General features: G+C 67.3%; 16 protein-coding genes. 4 read left to right on the top strand and 12 right to left on the bottom strand.

The window, feature by feature from the left end:
• Positions 1–122 precede the first annotated feature (122 nt).
• The gene (locus JO391_RS05600) at positions 123–1,256 is read left to right on the top strand and encodes a helix-turn-helix transcriptional regulator (RefSeq protein ID WP_220663211.1); all 1,134 of its coding nucleotides are present in this window, start codon (positions 123–125) and stop codon (positions 1,254–1,256) included.
• A 264-nt stretch (positions 1,257–1,520) separates the two neighbouring features.
• Here JO391_RS05600 and JO391_RS05595 read toward each other — a convergent pair whose 3' ends face one another.
• The 4 genes from JO391_RS05595 to recA form a co-directional block, all read right to left on the bottom strand.
• The gene (locus JO391_RS05595) at positions 1,521–2,318 is read right to left on the bottom strand and encodes a class II glutamine amidotransferase (protein ID WP_220663210.1); all 798 of its coding nucleotides are present in this window, start codon (positions 2,316–2,318) and stop codon (positions 1,521–1,523) included.
• A gap of 119 nt (positions 2,319–2,437) precedes the next feature.
• Positions 2,438–2,728: a DUF1330 domain-containing protein gene (locus JO391_RS05590; RefSeq protein WP_220663208.1), complete on the bottom strand. Its 291-nt coding sequence runs from the start codon at positions 2,726–2,728 to the stop codon at positions 2,438–2,440.
• A 3-nt stretch (positions 2,729–2,731) separates the two neighbouring features.
• Positions 2,732–5,386, bottom strand: coding sequence for an alanine--tRNA ligase (gene alaS / locus JO391_RS05585; protein WP_220663206.1), 2,655 nt, complete (start codon positions 5,384–5,386; stop codon positions 2,732–2,734).
• 159 nt (positions 5,387–5,545) lie between these two features.
• A complete protein-coding gene (gene recA, locus JO391_RS05580; RefSeq protein WP_220663204.1) occupies positions 5,546–6,622 on the bottom strand; it encodes a recombinase RecA in 1,077 nt (358 codons plus the stop codon).
• A 184-nt stretch (positions 6,623–6,806) separates the two neighbouring features.
• Here recA and JO391_RS05575 point away from each other — a divergent pair, with 184 nt between their 5' ends.
• Positions 6,807–7,403, top strand: a complete 597-nt coding sequence (locus JO391_RS05575; protein ID WP_220663202.1) for a sulfotransferase family protein — start codon at positions 6,807–6,809, stop codon at positions 7,401–7,403.
• 56 nt (positions 7,404–7,459) lie between these two features.
• Here the strand turns inward: JO391_RS05575 and JO391_RS05570 are convergent, their stop codons facing one another.
• The 5 genes from JO391_RS05570 to guaB all read right to left on the bottom strand — a co-directional run bounded on the left by JO391_RS05570 (position 7,460) and on the right by guaB (position 13,848).
• Entirely contained in the window at positions 7,460–9,787 is a 2,328-nt protein-coding gene (locus JO391_RS05570; RefSeq protein ID WP_220663200.1) for an ATP-binding protein, read from the bottom strand.
• A gap of 77 nt (positions 9,788–9,864) precedes the next feature.
• The gene (locus JO391_RS05565) at positions 9,865–11,010 is read right to left on the bottom strand and encodes an RsmB/NOP family class I SAM-dependent RNA methyltransferase (RefSeq protein ID WP_220663198.1); all 1,146 of its coding nucleotides are present in this window, start codon (positions 11,008–11,010) and stop codon (positions 9,865–9,867) included.
• 51 nt (positions 11,011–11,061) lie between these two features.
• The gene (locus tag JO391_RS05560; RefSeq protein WP_220663196.1) at positions 11,062–11,802 is read right to left on the bottom strand and encodes an SDR family NAD(P)-dependent oxidoreductase; all 741 of its coding nucleotides are present in this window, start codon (positions 11,800–11,802) and stop codon (positions 11,062–11,064) included.
• Positions 11,803–11,874: 72 nt separating this feature from the next.
• Positions 11,875–12,252, bottom strand: coding sequence for a VOC family protein (locus JO391_RS05555; RefSeq protein WP_220663195.1), 378 nt, complete (start codon positions 12,250–12,252; stop codon positions 11,875–11,877).
• 147 nt (positions 12,253–12,399) lie between these two features.
• Positions 12,400–13,848 carry an IMP dehydrogenase gene (guaB, locus tag JO391_RS05550; protein ID WP_220663194.1) on the bottom strand — a complete coding sequence of 483 codons (1,449 nt, stop codon included), beginning with the start codon at positions 13,846–13,848 and terminating at the stop codon, positions 12,400–12,402.
• A 238-nt stretch (positions 13,849–14,086) separates the two neighbouring features.
• Here guaB and JO391_RS05545 point away from each other — a divergent pair, with 238 nt between their 5' ends.
• Positions 14,087–14,803, top strand: a complete 717-nt coding sequence (locus JO391_RS05545; protein ID WP_220663193.1) for a type 1 glutamine amidotransferase — start codon at positions 14,087–14,089, stop codon at positions 14,801–14,803.
• Positions 14,804–14,807: 4 nt separating this feature from the next.
• Here JO391_RS05545 and JO391_RS05540 read toward each other — a convergent pair whose 3' ends face one another.
• The 3 genes from JO391_RS05540 to JO391_RS05530 form a co-directional block, all read right to left on the bottom strand.
• A complete protein-coding gene (locus JO391_RS05540; RefSeq protein ID WP_220663192.1) occupies positions 14,808–15,809 on the bottom strand; it encodes a TDT family transporter in 1,002 nt (333 codons plus the stop codon).
• A 69-nt stretch (positions 15,810–15,878) separates the two neighbouring features.
• Positions 15,879–16,667, bottom strand: coding sequence for a phytanoyl-CoA dioxygenase family protein (locus JO391_RS05535; protein ID WP_220663191.1), 789 nt, complete (start codon positions 16,665–16,667; stop codon positions 15,879–15,881).
• Positions 16,668–16,738: 71 nt separating this feature from the next.
• Positions 16,739–17,632 (bottom strand): NAD-dependent epimerase/dehydratase family protein, encoded by an 894-nt coding sequence (locus tag JO391_RS05530; RefSeq protein ID WP_220663190.1) that lies wholly within the window; start codon positions 17,630–17,632, stop codon positions 16,739–16,741.
• Between the two features lie 73 nt (positions 17,633–17,705).
• Here JO391_RS05530 and JO391_RS05525 point away from each other — a divergent pair, with 73 nt between their 5' ends.
• Positions 17,706–17,954 (top strand): hypothetical protein, encoded by a 249-nt coding sequence (locus tag JO391_RS05525; RefSeq protein WP_220663189.1) that lies wholly within the window; start codon positions 17,706–17,708, stop codon positions 17,952–17,954.
• Position 17,955 lies beyond the last annotated feature (1 nt).

The following is a 17,955-nucleotide window of genomic DNA, read 5'->3' as shown; positions in this document are numbered from 1 at the left end:
CCGTGCGCGTTTATCCTTTCGTGCCAATGCCTGTCTGCACGGCAGGAAAACCGATACGGATTCACGGTGCATTCACGGCAAATGGCCTAACGAGGGACAAAGGGCCGCCCAGGGGGACATGGATGCGAGTACTGCGCGGTAACGACCCGCGACTGGATACCTTGTCGGCCATTGTCGCGCGGGCGGCGATCGACCCGGAGTCATGGCAGGATGTGATTGCCGGGCTTGGTCAGATCTTCCCCGGGGTGAGGATTCAGTTCTGGGGGGCCAGTTCTCTTGTTGATGAAACTCCGGTTTCACTGACCCACGGCTATGAAGACAGCTTCGTGCAAGAGTTCGTGGACCATTACCGGTTCATCAACCCGTGGTGGGACGCCAGTCTACGCCAGGTCGGCGGACGGACCTATCACAAGTCGGAACTTGTGGATGAAACCGAGGTGGAGCGGACCGAGTTCTACAATGACTGGACGCGTCCGCAGGACGACACGATCGCGGGTGGTGGCCAGTTCATCCTGCGCGACCGCGAGCGAACCTATTGGCTGGGCGGCGCGGTGCCGCGCCGGCACCGGGACCGGATGGAGTTGGACTTCCTGCGCGTCATCAGTGCCTTGGCCCCGGCGATGCGCCACGCCTTGCAGGTGAACCGTGAGGTTCTGGGATTGCGGGCAGAACTGACCGCAACACGCCTGGGGCTGGACACCAACGGGGCGGCTGTCCTGCTTCTGGACGCGGACCGGCGAGTCATGAACACCAACCGGGAGGCGGCCGATCTTCTGGACAAGGGGCACCATGTCATGCTGTCGCCGCGGGGTCAGGTGACCGCCGAATCGTTGGCGGCGCGTGCCAGCCTGGAACGCATGGGCGCGACGCGGCGGCCGGGGATCGAGCGGATCATGTCCTTTGCGCGGGGCGAGATTCGCATGATGCACCTGGTCCGGCTGACCGCGGACCAGGCCGAGGGGCTTAAGGTCCTGCCCACGGCGCTTTCGCAAGTTCCGGCCAAGATTCTGGTGATTGCGCCATCCCAGGCCATGTCCGAGCAGAGTTCGCCGCTGACCACCGAGCATGGTCTGACGCCCGCAGAGGTGGAGGTTGTGATGCTGCTGGCCTCTGGCCTGACACCGCAGGAAATCGCCGAGCAGCGCCGGGCCAGCGTGCACACGGTGCGCAACCAGATCAAGTCGGCCCTGGGCAAGACCGGGCTGCGGCGGCAAAGCGAACTGGCCGTCCTGGGTGTGAGCCAGCGCCGGCTGTAACCGTCCTTGCAGGCGCAGGGATCATGCAAGCGCACGCCCCGAACGAACGAAGGGGCCGCCAACCGTGTTGACGACCCCTCGCCCACTGGGACGACAGTTACTTCAATCACTCGCATCAAACATGCTTGGCGGACTGTCGCGGCCTGAACCCACACAGACACTGCGACAGCCGTTGCGATGTCCCCCAAAGGACAGGTTAACAATGCCCATCACGATGCCGTGTTGCATGGCCCAAATGGGCTATGGACATGAAAGGACAAGCAATCAGGCGGCGGCAGCGACCAGGCGGCAGGGCAGGAAGGGGCGCACCCTGACGGCCTCGCCTTCGAACACGCAGAAGGTCGACGGCGGGATTTCCTGCCAGTCGCCCTGGTCGGTTTCCAGCGGCTCCGAGACGACGGCCCTGCCCCGGCGCGTGTCGGACCAGCGGTGCCAGAGCGTCGGCGCATGATCGTCGGTGGCATAGCGCACCGCATAGAGACGCTCGCCATCGGAAAGCGCCGCGGTCATGCGCAGGTGCGGCGCGGCGCCCTTGGCGCGGGCGAGACGGATGAAGCGCGCGGCGGCGCGTTCCAGCGCGCCTGGGGGATCGTCCTCCAACCCTTCGGCGATGGCGACCAGGAACAGCGCTTCGCTGTCTGTCGCGCCCTTGCGCGAGGAATAGAGGCTGTCGGGAATCAGCATGTCGGCATCGCGGCGGATACGGTCATAGCCGCCGATCTGCCCGTTGTGCATGAAGCTCCAGCGGCCATGCACGAAGGGGTGGCAGTTGTTGCGGCTGGTGGCGGTGCCCGTCGAGGCGCGGACATGGGCAAGAAAGAGCCGCGATTTCACCTGCGCCGTCAGGCTGCGCAGATTGGGGTCTGACCAGGCTGGCATGACATCGCGATAGAGGCCGGGCTCGGGCCGGTCGCCATACCAGGCGATGCCGAAGCCATCGGCGTTGATGGCGGTGTGGCACTGCGTGGCGCAGTGGCTTTGGTGAATGAGGGAATGGCCAGGGCGGCTGACGATGTCTTCCAGGAAGATCGCCTCGCCCGTGTAGGCGGCCCACCTGCACATCAGCGGGCCCTCCTGTTGGGGGTATCAGTCAGCACGGCTCTGCCTCGTCATGTTGTTTTTCATGACAGTAGCATGACAGGAACGGATTCGCGCGGGGTATTGTCCCTCATGCGCAGCGATCAGCCGGCCTCCTCGACCACGACAAGGTCGCGCACTGCCGCGCCCTTCGCATGCTCCAGCGCCGCCTGGTATTCGGGCGAGTTGTAGCAGGCGACGGCGGCTTCCAGGCTGGGGAAGCGGGCGACGACGTTGCGGGCGCGGTCGCGGCCTTCCAGTTGGACATAGCGGCCGCCGCGGGCGAGGAAGACCCCGCCATGCGCAGCGATGGCCTCGGTCGCGCCCTTGGCATAGCGGCCATAGGCTTCGGCATCGGTCACTTCGACATGGGCGATCCAGAAAGCTCCCGGCATGGATCAGCCCTCCAGCACGGCTTCGGCAGCCTTGATGGCCGCCTGGGCCTGGCCGATGTCGGCGCCGCCGGCCTGGGCCATGTCGGGGCGGCCGCCGCCGCCCTTGCCGCCCATCGCCTCGGCCGCGGCCTTGACCAGCGCGACGGCAGAGATGCGGGCGGTGAGGTCGGCGGTGACGCCGGCCGCGACGGCGGGCTTGGCGCCGGTGTCGGCGATCAGGAGAACCGCGCCAGAACCGAGGCGGCCCTTCATCTCGTCGATCAGCGAGGGCAGATCCTTGCCGGACACACCCTGCAGAACCTGGGCGATGAGCTTCACGCCGTTGATTTCGCGGGCTTCCGGCCCGCCCGATTTGCCGCCCATGGCAAGGTCGCGGCGCAGTTGCGCGACCTCGTTCTGAAGTGAGCGGCGTTCCTCGGACAGCGCCTTCACCCGGTCCACCGCCTCGCCCAGGGGGGCTTTCAGCGTGGCGGCGATCTCGGCCAGCCGGTCGCCCTGAGCACGCAGGTGATCCAGCGCGGCCTGGCCGGTCAGCGCCTCGATCCGGCGGACGCCGGCGGAGGAGGCGCTGTCGCCCAGGCAGACGAAGGCGCCGATGTCGCCGGTGCGCTTCACGTGGGTGCCGCCGCAAAGCTCCAGGCTGTAGGTCTTGCCGTCAGTGCCCTTGCCCGAACCGGGCAGTTCGCCCATCGAGACAACGCGGACCTCGTCGCCGTATTTCTCGCCGAACAGCGCCTGCGCGCCGATGGCGCGGGCATCATCGGGGGTCATGATGCGGGTTTCGACCGGGCTGTTCTGACGGATGTAGGCGTTCACCTCGGCCTCGACCTTGGCCAGTTCGGCGGGGGTCATCGCATGGGAATGGCTGAAGTCGAAGCGCAGGCGATCCGGCGCGTTCAGGCTGCCCTTCTGCGCCACATGATCGCCAAGCGCGCGGCGCAGCGCCTCGTGCAACAGGTGGGTGGCCGAATGGTTGGCGCGGATCTCGCTGCGGCGGTGGTGCGCAACTTCAAGCTTGGCGGGCTGGCCCTTGAGGATGGAGCCCTCGCGCACCGTGGCGACGTGGTAGAAGACACCGGCCGATTTGCGGGTATCGGTCACCTCGGCCATGCCGGTATCGGTGCGGATGAAGCCGGCATCGCCGACCTGGCCGCCGCTTTCGGCGTAGAACGGGGTCTGGTTGACGACGATCTGCACCTGCTGGCCCTCGGCGGCGCTGTCGATGGCGGCGCCGTCCTTCACCAGGGCGAGGATCTGGCCCTCGGCAGTTTCGGTGTCATAGCCCAGGAATTCGGTGGAGCCGTTGGCTTCGGCCAGTTCGAACCAGATGCGGGCATCTTTCGCTTCGCCCGAGCCGGCCCAGGAAGCGCGGGCTTTGGCGCGCTGCTCTTCCATCGCAGCGTCGAAGCCCTGGAGATCGACCTTGCGGCCCATCTCGCGCAGGGCGTCCTGCGTCAGGTCCAGCGGGAAGCCGAAGGTGTCATAAAGCTTGAAGGCGGCCTGGCCCGGCAGGTCGGCGCCTTCCGGGATGCGCGCGAGTTCGTCATCCAGAAGCCGCAGGCCGCGGTCGAGCGTCTGACGGAACTTGGTCTCTTCCAGCTTCAGCGTTTCCTCGATCAGCGCCTGGGCGCGGACGAGTTCGGGATAGGCCGCGCCCATCTGGCGCACCAGCGCCGGCACCAGGCGGAACATCACCGGGTCCTGCGCGCCCAGCATGTGGGCGTGGCGCATGGCGCGGCGCATGATGCGGCGCAGCACATAGCCGCGCCCCTCGTTCGAGGGCATGACGCCGTCGGCGATCAGGAAGGAGGTGGAGCGCAGATGGTCGGCGATGACGCGGTGGTGCACCTTGCCGGGGCCGTCGGGATCCTGGCTGGTGGCGTGGGCGCTGGCCTCGATCAGGCTGCGCATCAGGTCGGTGTCGTAATTGTCGTGCTTGCCCTGCAACAGCGCGCCGATGCGCTCCAGCCCCATGCCGGTATCGATCGACTTGGCAGCCAGTTCGCGACGCGAGCCGTCCTCGAACTGCTCGAACTGCATGAAGACGTTGTTCCAGATCTCGATGAACCGGTCGCCATCCTCCTCCGCCGATCCGGGCGGGCCGCCCCAGATGCTGGGGCCGTGGTCATAGAAGATTTCCGTGCAGGGTCCGCAGGGGCCGGTGGGGCCCATCATCCAGAAATTGTCGTTCGTAGGGATGCGGATGATCTTGTCATCCGAAAAACCCGCGACCTTCTTCCAGATCGTCGCCGCCTCGTCGTCGGTGTGGTACACGGTGACCAGCAGGCGCGACGGGTCAAGCCCGAAATCGTTGGTCAGCAATTCCCAGGCCAGCGGGATCGCGGTGTCCTTGAAATAGTCGCCGAAGGAGAAGTTCCCCAGCATTTCGAAGAAGGTATGGTGGCGGGCGGTGTAGCCCACATTGTCCAGGTCATTGTGCTTGCCGCCGGCGCGGACGCATTTCTGCGCAGTCGTGGCGCGGGTGTAGTCGCGCGTTTCCACGCCAGTGAACAGGTTCTTGAACTGGACCATGCCCGAGTTCGTGAACATCAGCGTCGGGTCGTTGCGCGGCACCAGCGGCGAAGATTCGACGACACGATGGCCGTTCCTCGCGAAGAAGTCGGTGAAGGTCGAGCGGATGTCGTTCAGAGACGCCATGTGACAGGGTCCTCGGGCGGAAACGGGCAATCGGACCTTCCCTTAGCCCCCCCGCACGGCCCTGTAAACCGCGCGTTGCGTGCCCGAGCCCGTACGAAACGAAAGGCCCCGGCTCTTTGGAGCCGGGGCCTTGTTTCATGAGGGGAACGGCGACGTGGGTCAGCCGTCGACCACGCCATCCTCATCGGCTTCGGGGGCGCCGATCATCTGGAAATCCAGCCCATGGCTCGCGCGGATCTTGTCCTCGATCTCGGCGGCGACGGTGGGATTCTGCTTCAGGAACAGCTTGGCATTCTCGCGCCCCTGGCCGATGCGTTCGTCGCCGTAGGAATACCAAGAGCCGGACTTGGCCAGGATGCCCGCCTTCACGCCAAGGTCGATCAGCTCGCCCATCTTGGAGATGCCCTCGCCATAGATGATGTCGAACTCGACCTCGCGGAAGGGCGGTGCCACCTTGTTCTTGACCACTTTCACCTTGGTGGTGTTGCCCACCACCTCGTCGCGGTCCTTCACCGCACCGATGCGCCGGATGTCGAGGCGAACGGAAGAGTAGAACTTCAGCGCGTTGCCGCCCGATGTCGTTTCAGGGCTGCCAAACATCACGCCGATCTTGAACCGAATCTGGTTGATGAAGATGACCATGCAGTTCGACCGGCCGATCGAGGCGGTCAGCTTCCGCATGGCCTGGCTCATCAGGCGGGCCTGGCTCCCCATCTGCATGTCGCCCATATCGCCTTCGATTTCCGACTTGGGCGTGAGTGCGGCGACCGAGTCGACGACGACCAGGCTGACGGCGCCAGAGCGCACCAGCGTGTCGACGATTTCCAGCGCCTGCTCGCCAGTGTCTGGCTGGCTGATCAGAAGTTCGTCAAGGTCCACGCCCAGCTTGCGGGCATAGGTCGGGTCAAGAGCATGTTCGGCATCGACGAAGGCGCAGACGCCCCCCTTCTTCTGTTCCTCGGCCACGACATGCAGCGTGAGCGTGGTCTTGCCCGAGCTTTCTGGCCCATAGATTTCGATGATGCGACCCTTGGGCAGGCCGCCGATGCCAAGCGCGATGTCGAGGCCGAGCGAGCCGGTGGAAATCGCCTCGATCTCGATGGCCGGGGCGTTCTTGCCCAGCTTCATGATCGAGCCCTTGCCGAACTGCCGTTCGATCTGCTGGAGCGCGCTTTCCAGCGCCTTCTGCTTGTCCATTTCGCGCCGGTCCTTCAAGTCGAGGAGGTTCGCCGTCATTCTGCCGCTCCTTATTTCACAGCCGCCCTGCCGCGGCAATCTCGGTCATGTTCCCCAAGTGTTCCCGTTCTTATGGAGACAAAACGGGAACATTTCAACCCTGTTCAAGATGATGCTGCCGGAATGAGGTTAATGGACAGTTACACGCCTGCAGTGTATCGGGCGAAAGATTGCGGAGGCCCCGATGCTTGTGTTCTTTGACCAGCGCCTTGTCTTTCTTGCGACCCCGAAGACCGGTTCGACGGCCATCGAATCGGCACTGCAGCCGCTGGCCGCCCTGACCATCGAGCGGCCGCCCGTGCTGAAGCACACCAATGCACAGCGGTTCCACCGCTTCATCGGCCCCTATCTGGAGGCGGCTTCCGGGGCAGAGTTCACCGTGACGGCGATGATGCGCGAGCCGGTGAGCTGGCTGGGCAGCTGGTATCGCTATCGCCAGCGCGGCGATGGTGTGGAGGCGCGAAACCGCACCAATGACGTGACCTTCGACGAATTCGTCCAGGCCTGGTGCCGCGACGATCCGCCGGCCTTCGCGGATGTCGGCCGGCAGAGCCGGTTCCTGAAGGGCCACAAGGACAAGAGCGTCGATCGGCTGTTCCGGTACGAGCGGATCAAGGATTTCGTGGACTTTCTGGAAGACCAGCTTGACTGCGCCATCACCCTGCCCCGCCTGAACGTCTCGCCCGAGGGCGACCTGACGCTGGGAGACCGGACCCGCGCCCTGCTGGAGCGTGAGGCCGCTGCCGACTTCGCGCTTTACGCGAGCATTCCGGGCGGCTGAGCCGGCGCGCGCCCGGCGGCGCTTGCCTTGCGCGCGCCGGGAAGCCGGCCGGCCGCTCAATGCATCTGGCGGTGCACTGTTGTGGTCAGGTCGTTCAGCGAGAAGGGCTTGGGCAGGAAGACAGAGTTCGGGATGCGCAGCTGGTCCTCGGCCAGACTGTCCTCGGCATAGCCGGAGACGAAGATCACCCGTACGTTCGGCCGGTCTTCCAGAGCCTTGCGCACCCAGCTTGGCCCGTCCATCCCCGGCATGACCACATCGGTGACAAAAACATCGACCTCAAGCGCCGGGTCGTCCAGCCGCTTCAGCGCGTCTTCGGCGCTGGCGGCCTCAATCACGGTGAAGCCACGCATCCGCAGCGCGCGGGAAGCGAAGGTGCGCACCGGCGCCTCGTCCTCGACCAAGAGGACCACGCCCTGCCCGATGCGCGGCGGGGCGGTTTCGGCCGGCGCTTCTGCGCGGCGCGGCTCTTCGCCACGGTGGAGCGGGAAGTACAGCGTGAAACAAGTGCCTTCACCAGGCGTGCTGTCGACGAAGATGAAGCCGCCCGATTGCTTGACGATGCCATAGACATTGGCAAGACCCAGTCCGGTGCCCTCGCCCGGTCTCTTCGTGGTGAAGAAGGGCTCGAAGATGCGCGCCATCACCTCCTGCGACATGCCAGTGCCGGTGTCGCAGACGCGAATCACCGACCAGTCGCCGACGGGCACGGTGGCGCGATCACGCTGCAGGGGTTCGGCCAGGGCGACCGCCTCGGTCTCGATGCGGATCGTGCCGCCAAGGGGCATGGCATCGCGTGCGTTGACGACCAGGTTCACGACGATCTGTTCGAAATGGCGCCGGTCGGCACGGATCGCCCCGATAACAGGATCATGCGTGACGGACAGGCTGATCCTTTCGCCCACCAGCCGGTTCAGAAGATGGGTGATGTCGGCCAGAACCTCGGGCAGGTCGATGCGTTCCGGCTTCAGGGTCTGGCGGCGCGAATAGGAAAGCAGCTGCCCCACCAATCCCGCGGCGCGGTAGGCGTTCTGACGGATCTGCACCAGATCCTCGTAATCGGGGTCATGCAGGTCGTGGCGCAGCAGAAGCAGGTCGCAATGACCCGATATGGCGGTCAGCAGATTGTTGAAATCATGGGCGATTCCGCCCGCCAGCAGGCCAATGGCCTGCATCTTCTGGCCCTGGGTGACCTGGGCCTCCAGTGTCTTGACGTCCGTCGCATCGGTCAGCACGGCAATCAGGCCCGGGCGCCCGTCCTCAACGATGCGGCGCAGGGCGACGTGGTGGAACCGCTCGCCCTCGCCCGCGCGCAGTTTCAGCACCTCGGCCGCTTCGGGCAGGCGGCCGGCCATCGCATCGCCCAGCCAGTCGGCCACTGGACGGCCGAGGCCTTCGTAGATTTCGTGCATCTCGGACAGGCTGTCGGGGGAAAGACCCGCGAGCTCGCGCGCGGCGCGGTTGGCGGTCAGAACGGTGCCGCTGCCGTCCAGCCGTAACAGGGCCACGGGCAGGTCCTCGAACGTCGCAGGGGCGGCTGCGGGCCGGTCGGGCACCGGAACAAGGTAGATCTCCCTTCGATCGCCAGGACCCGCGATTTCTGCCAGGAGCGCGCGCACCGGGCCATCGGCGCCGGAAACCGTGACCACTTCGCCGGCGAGTGGCGCGGGGTCGGTGAACAGGCGGTCCAGCCGCTTGGGACGGCTGCCCGCCAGGCGACGCAGCGCTTCGTTCGCATAGAGCACGACGCCGGCACGGTTGACCACAAGCATGGGCAAGCTGAGCGAATCGCCGCCCCGGCCCGGCTGGCCCCGATCGAGGAATTCCTCGATCCGCCACAGGAAGCGCCCGCCCGGCAGGGGCGTAGCCGACAAGCGCAGGTGGCCGCGGCGGGTAACTACGTCTTCGCGCGCGGGAGTGCCGCTTTCGGCCCGGCGCTGAAGCCGGAACAGAACGGCACCGGGGTTGGCGAAGTGATCGTTCAGCATTCCGGCCAGCGTGAGGATGTTGCCGCCGGCCGCAGCAAGACGCGCCTCGGCGGCGGTGTTGTGCCAGCCGATTTCGCCAAGCGCATCGGTGATAAGACACAGCGCGGCATCATTCTGGACCAACTGGCGAAGCGCGCCTTCCTGACGGCGCGCCTGCCAGCGCGACAGGACCCGCGCAGCGGAGACAAACGTGAGGATCAGAAGCAGCGTCAATGCCGCGGCGAGCGCAGGCCACCGCGTGGAGGGCACCTCCGAGACGAAGGCCAGGGCACCTGCCCCGACCGCCGCAGCAAGCAGCAGGCGCTGCCTGAGGGCGCCGCCGCCGGGCGAACCGGCAGCATCGGACAGCACTGACAAGGCGCGGGACACGGCTCCTCCTTCGGGTTGCCGGTCCATTGGGCGCACCATTCCTTAAGCGCCGATTAACCCGGCACGGGCAAATCACGAAAACACGCTTAAGTTGTGTCCCGCCGTCAGCAGCGCGTCAACAGGGCAAGGAAGAAGCCGTCCCCTCCATCCAGCGGCGTGAAGCGCCGCTGCAGTGTCGGAAGCCAGCCCTCCTGACGTGACAGGAAGCCCGCCACCCGCGCCTCGTTCTCTTCGCGCAGAAGCGAACAGGTGGCATAGGCCAGCACACCCTTTGGCGCGACAAGCGCGGCGGCCCGGTCCATCACCAAGGCCTGGATCGCCTGAAGGGCGGCAAGCCGGTCCGGGGTCAGCGCCCACTTGCCTTCCGGATCGCGCCGCCAGCTGCCCGAACCGGAACAGGGCACATCGGTCAGTACAAGATCGTAGGGGCCGCGCGGTGCTTCGGTCAGGCGCACCTGCACCCCGGCCCGCTTTGCCCGCACCGGCAGGTCGCGCATCCGGCCGGGGTAGGCATCATGCGCCTCAAGCCGCAGCCGTGCCCGCGCGGCCATGGCCAGCGTCTTGCCGCCGCCCCCCGCGCAATAGTCCAGCACGCGCTGGCCATCGGTCAGCGGCAGGGCTTCGACCACCGCCTGCGACGAGGCATCCTGCAATTCGACCAGCCCCTCGGCATAGGCGGTCGAGGTCTGGATGCGCCGCTCGCCGGATGTCACCTCCAGTGCCGAGGAGGCCAAGGGATGCGGCCTCGCCTCGATGTCCTCGGTGGCGAGGCGGGCGATCACAGAGGCCCGGTCGATCCGCGCAAGGTTCACCCGCAGGAAGACGGGGGCGCGGTGCTGCAGCGCCACCATCACTGGCGCGAAATCCGGCCCGAGCGCGGCACGCAACGGGGGCGCCAGCCAGTCGGGGCAGTCCAGCGCCTCCAACGTGTCGGGCGCGCGCCCGGCCTCATGCGCTGCGGGCGCGGGCGGTGCATGGCCTTCGCCGGTGAAGAGGGTTGCCGGATCGGTTCCCGCCGCGCGTAGGGCGCCCAGCATCAATCCGCGCCCCGTCTCGGCCCCGCCAAGCGCGGCAAAGGACCGACGGCAGCGCAAGGCGGCAAAGACATGGTCGCGAATCGCCGACCGGTCGCCCGAGCCGGCGAAGCGGTTGGCGCGGCCCCAGTTGGTCAGCGCCACCTCGGCCCGCGTACCGGAAAGGACGCGGTCCAGCACCTCGATGGCCGCGGCGATGCGGGCGCCGGGGGTCATGCGGTGCCCTTCGCGCAAAACCTGCGCCTCATCCAGCAAAACCCTGGCATGTCAGCCCTTTTTCTCTTGCAACATGTTGCCGCCATCCACCACCAGGGTCGCTCCGTTGACATAGGACGCCCCGGCGGAGGCGAGGAAGGCCACACAGGCCGCCACTTCCTCCGGCGTGCCGGCCCGGCCCATGGGCGACTTGCGCGCGGCGGCGAATTCGCCCTTCAGCATGGCTTCGGTGCCAATCCAGCCCGGCGCGACGGCGTTCACCGTGACGCCGGTTTTCGCCACCTCCAGCGCCAGCGCATGGGTCAGCCCGACCATCGCCGCCTTGGCCGCAGAATAAGCGGAACTGCCCGCGATGGACACCAGCGGGCCGGTGACCGAGGCCATCATCACCACGCGCCCCCAGCCCTTTTCAACCATCGGCGGCAGATAGGCGCGCGTTACCAGAACGGCAGTCGTCAGCGACAGGTCCAGCTCGCGCCTCCAGGCGGCGGGATCGGATTTCAGGAAGCTCCGCTCGCGCGCGGGTTCGGCCTGTGTGCCCATGCCGGCATTGTTCACCAGCACGTCGACGGGGCCGGTCTCGTCCAGCAGGCGCTGCACCTGGACGGGATCGGTCAGGTCGCCCTGATGGGCGGTGACATCCAGCCCCTCTGCCACAAGTTCCGCCGCGCGCAGGTGGATGCGGCCGGTGGTCGAGGCAATGGCCACCCGATGCCCGGCCTGCCCCAGCATCCGCGCACAGGCAAGGCCGATCCCCCCCGGCGCGCCTGCCCCAGTCACCAAAGCCCGCATCGCATCCCCCGCCCTGACCGGCCTTCCCTAGCCGCCCCCCCCTAGCCGCCCTGGCGCAGGCCGGCAACCGGCTCAGCCCTCCGACAGGCCGAGCACGTTGCCTTCAGGGTCGGCGAACCAGGCCACCTTCACCGTGCCATCGGGCGAGGTCCAGATGCCGTCCGCGTCCTGGCCGAAGCCTTCGTAGATCAGGAAGGTCAAGCCCCGGGCCACCAGCGCCGCCACCGTGGCGCGCAGATCGGGCACCGACCAACTCAGCACCGGATGCGGGCTGGCCACATGGTCGGCCACCGTGGTCAGCCGCAGTTCCAGCCCCCGCGCATCCAGCACCGTGCCGTAATCGTCGGCGCCGGTGACGGCCAGGCCCAGGACATCGCGGTAGAACGGCAGAAGCGCCGCGCGGTCGCGGGTCAGGATGAAGGCGATGGGGCGGGCAGTGGCAGGCAGCATGGGCGCGACTCCGGACGGGATACCCGATCCTGCCACGGAAGGCCGCGCCGCGCAGCCCTGCTCTTCCATTATGGACAAAACTCTCGGGGTGCGGACGCCCCCCGAAGCGATCCGCCCCGGTTCCCGAAACCGCAGCGGTCTGCGGCCCTACCCCGCGCGGTAGTTCGGGCTTTCACGGGTGATCTGCACGTCGTGGACGTGGCTTTCCTTCAGCCCCGCCCCGGTGATGCGCACGAAGCTGCAATTCGCCCGCATCTCGGCCACCGTCCGGTTGCCCGTGTATCCCATCGCCGCGCGCAGGCCGCCGACCATCTGGTGCAACACCGTGGCGACGGTGCCCTTGTAGGGCACTTGCCCCTCGATCCCTTCGGGCACCAGCTTGTCCGAGGCTGCGTCCTTCTGGAAATACCGGTCGGCCGAGCCGCGCGCCATGGCGCCAAGCGAGCCCATGCCACGATAGGCCTTGAAGCTGCGGCCGTTCCACAGGATCACCTCGCCGGGGCTTTCATCCGTCCCGGCGATGGCCGAGCCCACCATGGCGCAGGATGCGCCGGCCGCAATGGCCTTGGCGAAATCGCCGGAATACTTGATGCCGCCATCGGCGATCACCGGCACGTCGCCGGCCGCCCGCGCGCTGTCCATGATCGCAGTCAGCTGCGGCACGCCGACGCCGGCCACGATGCGCGTGGTGCAGATCGAGCCTGGGCCGATGCCCACCTTCACTGCATCCGCACCCGCGCCGATCAGCGCGCGCGTGGCCTCGGCAGTGGCCACGTTGCCCGCGACCACCTGCACCGCGTTCGACAGCTTCTTGATGCGCTCCACCGCCAAGGCCACGCCTTCGGAATGACCATGCGCGGTGTCGATCACAACCATGTCCACCCCAGCGTCGATCAGCATCTGGCTGCGCTCAAAGCCTGCATCGCCCACGGTCGAGGCGGCGGCCACGCGCAGACGGCCCATCTCGTCCTTGCAGGCATGGGGGTTCAGCACCGATTTCTCGGTATCTTTCAGCGTCAGAAGGCCGGTCAGCTTGCCCTGCCCGTCGGTGACCAAGAGCTTCTCGATCCGCCGCGCCTTCATCAAGGCGATGGCTTCCTCGCGGTCCACCGGCTCGCGCAGCAGCGCGAGGTTCTGCGAGGTCATCATGGCGCGCACCGGGGTGCGGTCGTCGCTGGCAAAGCGCATGTCGCGGTTCGTGACGATGCCCACCACACGCCCCGCCTCGTCCACCACCGGGAAGCCCGTGACGTTGTAGCGGTCGGCCAGCACCTTGGCATCGGCCAGCGTCTGGTCGGGGGTCAGCGTGATCGGCGCATAGACCACGCCCGATTCAAAGCGCTTCACCCGCCGCACCTCGGCCGCCTGTTCGGCCGGGCCCAGATTGCGGTGGATCACCCCGATGCCGCCGGACTGCGCCATGGCGATGGCCATGCGCGCCTCGGTCACCGTATCCATGGCGCTGGACAGAAGCGGGATGTTCATGCGGATCGACTTCGTGACGAAGGTCGAGGTGTCGGCATCCGAGGGCAGCACGCTGGAGGCGGCCGGCACCAGAAGGACGTCGTCAAAGGTAAGTGCCTCGCGAATCTCCATGGGGGCCTCCTTGGGCGTCATCGGCGGGAGTGTTCGATTGGCGCTTCCCTCTTGCACCATCGCGGGGGGATGGCAAGGGCGAAAACGCCAGATGTTGCGCCGGTGGCTGGAGTGGGGTGCGGGGGCACCCAGGCCGCACTCCCATGGGATGCCGGAAGCCAGAACATGGCAGGCCGACACGAAGACCTTGCGGCCGACCCGGTGCGGCGGCAAGGTCCGCCGCACCCGGAGGAGCCCCATGCGCGTTGCCATTGTCGAGAACACGACCGTCACCCATCACGGCCAGGTGGGTGTGGCCCTTCATGAAGCCGGGGCCGTGATCGACATCTGGCGACCGCGGGCAGGCCAGCCGATCCCCGAGGATTTCGACGGCGCAGATGCGGTGGTGGTCTTCGGCGGCGAGCAATCGGCGCTGGACGACGGGCTGCACCCCTATCTCGCCCCTCTTGCAACTGCGATGCGGCGGGCAAGCGAAGAAGGCAAGGCGGTGCTGGGCATCTGCCTGGGCAGCCAGCTGCTGGCGCGCGCCTTCGGGGCAGAGAACCGGCTTGGCGTGGCCAAGGAATTCGGCTGGTGCGGCGTCACGCTGACCGAGGCGGGGCGGCAGGATGCGGTGCTGGGCGGGCTGGAGGCGGAGTTCCCCATCTTCCAGTGGCATTCCGACACCTTCACCCTGCCGCCCGGCGCCACACAGCTGGCAACCTCTCCGGTCGCGCCGGTGCAGGCGTTCCGCATGGGCCGCGCGACCTATGGCACGCAGTTCCATTTCGAAGCCTCGCGCGCCGTGGTGGCCGACTGGAACCGCCGTTTCCCCGATCTCTTGGAGGAACAGGAAGCGGGCTGGCTCTTCCGCCATGCCGACCACGAAGGCTCGCGCGGAGCAAAGGCCGATGCGGCGGGCCTGGCCATCGCGCGGGCCTGGGTCGCGCTGGCGCGCGACCGGGCGCTTGGCTGAGGGTTCAGGCCGTGGCGGCGTTGGTCTTTTGCGCCAGGCTGCCGCCGGCCCAGGATTTCAGCACACGGTAACCGATCCAGGGAACAGCAACCAGCGCGACGCCAAGGGCGACCAGGCCGGGAATCATCGACACGCCGCCCAGGGCGATCAGGGCAGCGGCCAGCGCCGTCATCGGAAAGGTGAAGGCGCCCCAAAGCGCCGAGAACCCGGCGGCGGTCAGCCAGCGCACCGAAGCGGAAAGGACCAGGGCAAGGACCAGCGCGCCCGCAGCAAAGCCATAGGCCAGCGCGGTCCAGCCAAGGTTGAACGACACCTGCGACAGAAGCGCCGCGGGGGCGACATGGATCACCAGCAGCGGACGCAGCGGTGCGGGCGGCACCATCCGAGCGAACTGGCGCGCGCTAAGCGTCCAGATCGCCAGCGCCAGCGCGCCGGTCACAATCACCAGCGCCTGCGCCAGCACCGGCCAGCCAAGCGCCGGGGCCGCCAGGCCGCCCACGATGAAGCCCACGAAACTCAGGTGCCAGACCGGCGTAACCTGCCGCATCTCGGGTGGGCCCGCGTGGAACACGGCAAGGATCGCCAGCGCTACGCCGGCATGGAGCACAAGCCCCGCCACCAGCACAACCCGCGCCACGGCGGGGGCCATCGGCGCCAGCGCGGCAGCGATGGCCATCAGCCCCATGGTCGCCGCCGCCAGCCCCGCGCGCCCCGGCAGGATGCGCAGATCCTCGGCCAGCACACCGGGCCGCCGCGCGAGCTTCACCGCATAACCCACGGCGGCAAAAGCCCAAAGCCCCGTCATGGCGCCAAGAACCGCATTGGCCGGATCCACCGGCCCGCCCAGTTCGGTCAGCGCCCGGCGCAGCGCCAGCCCCAGCCCGATCAGCCCCAGGATCGCCGGAAACACCGCCGGCGGCATCCGCGCAAACAGGGGCAGCCGCCGCGGCGGGAATTCGGGCGGGGGATAGGGCCTAGGCCGGAAACGGGGCGGTTCATTTGCCATGGGGCACCTCCTGGCGGCCAAGACAGCCGCATTCCCGTCGCCGCCGCAATCGGCCCAAGCGCCGCAGGCTCAGCCGCGCAGCACCGGAAACCAGTCTTCGCGCAGGCGCTGGCCCGGCTGCATCCCGTGCCCCGGAAAGGGCGGCGAGGTGCGGCCCGGCCGTTCAACATAGGCCGCATCCCCGCCCACCAGCCGCAGGCTGAAGGCCCGCCGCCGCGTCGCCGCCTCGTTGCCGCGCGCGCCGTGCAGCGTGCGGTAATGGAAGGCCACGGCATCGCCCGGCTCCATCTCCCATTCCATCACCCGCATCCCCTCGGCATCGGGGTCGGGCACGGGCATGTACTTCTCGGGGTCGGGATAAAAGGACTCGCCCTTCAGCCAGCGCGTGGGCAGCACGTCCTTCTCCCACAGGTGCGAGCCCGCAACGCAGCGCAGGGACGCCTCCTTCACCGGATCCACCGGCGCCCAGAAGCTGATCGTCTGGCGCCCCTCGACAAAGTAGTAGGGCCCGTCCGAATGCCAGGGCGTGGGCTTCGACGTGCCCGGCTCCTTGACCAGCACGTGGTCGTGGAACAGTTGCACCCTGTCCGATCCCATGAGCCGTGCCGCCACCTCGGCCACCGCGCTTTCGCGGATCACCCGTTCGAACTCGGGGATGCGCTGCCAGTTGCAGTAATCGTCGAAGAAGCGCCCGCCCTCGCCCGGCTTCAGGTTCTCGGCCGCGTAAGGGCCGGGCTCGGCCATGTTCCGCGCGATGCCTTCACGGATATCCTCCACCCAATCCGCCCAAAGCCCCCTGACCAGAACGACACCGTCGCGCTGGTAGGCCGTTACCATCTCATCCGTGACCGTGACCATCGCTGCCCCCTCTTTGCCCGCACTCTGGCAAAGCCCCCTGGCGAAGCCAAGCCCGCTCAGCCCGGGCCCGCTCAGCCCTGCCCTAGTTCGCGCCGCCAGTCGTGCTGCTCGCGAAAGCCCAGCATCTCGCGGATCTTCCGGTTGGACAACAGGCTTTCATGCGGCCCCACCGGGCGCGACAGAGGCACGTTCGGGAAGAAGCGCTTCAGCAACTCCTCATTGGTCTGCGGCACGGAGTTGCAGTCATTGCAGGCGTTGAACACCTGGAACCCCAGCCCGTCCTTCTTCAGGCACAGATCCACGATCTGGCCCAGGTCGCGCGCGTCGATATAGCTGAAGGTGATGCGGCGGCGGCGGCCGGGGTCCGCGGCCAGCGGCGGAAAGACCGTTGCGTACTCATGCGGCTCGATCACGTTGCCGATGCGCAGGGCATAGATGTCCGCCCCCGTCCGGCGCTGGAACGACCGCGCCGTCGCCTCGTTCACCTTCTTGGACATGCCATAGCTGTCCATCGGGTCGATGTCGTAATCTTCCTCCAGCGGCAGCACCTTTGGGTCCACCACCCCGTCCGAGAAGCAGACGCCATAGGTCGTCTCGGAGGAGGCGATGATGATCTTGGCGATACCGGTCTTCACCGCCGCCTCGATCACGTTGTAGGTGCCCATCACGTTCACCCGGTAGGTCTCGTTGTCGGGGGCGATGTTCAGCGCGGGGATCGCCGCGAAATGCACCACCGCGTCAAATGGCCGGTGGCCGCGACCGTCCTCGATCTCGTCGCCATGGGCATAGGCCTGCATGGCGTTGAACATCTGGCCCGAGTCGGTGATGTCGGCAATCAGGTCGGGCACGCCCGGATGGCGCAGCGGCACCTTGTCCAGGTTCAGCACCCGATGCCCCTTCGCCGCCAGCCAGGGCACCACATGCCGCCCCGCCTTGCCCGTGCCGCCCGTGAACAGGACCCGCATCCTAGCCTCCCTCATTGCCGGAATGTGCGGTCGAGTGTATATTCCATCGCACAGAGCTTTCAAGGACAGCCCCATGCGCCACCTGCCCACTAACCGCATCTGCACCATGACCGAGTTGCGCGAACCGCAGAAGGTGCTGGACCGCGCGGGCGGCAAGCCGGTGGCGATCCTGAAGAACAGCCAGCTGGTGGGCTACATCGTCCCGGCCGAGGCGGTGGGGGTGGAAGAGCATCGCCCCCTGACGCGCGAGGAATTGCAGGACATCCTTGCCCGCACCCGCGCCAAGGCGCAGCCGGTGCTGGACTATCTCAAGGACAAGTAGC

The sequence above is a fragment of the Neotabrizicola shimadae genome, assembly GCF_019623905.1.
GTDB lineage: Bacteria > Pseudomonadota > Alphaproteobacteria > Rhodobacterales > Rhodobacteraceae > Neotabrizicola > Neotabrizicola shimadae.
This window is presented reverse-complemented; position numbering and strand designations above follow the sequence as displayed.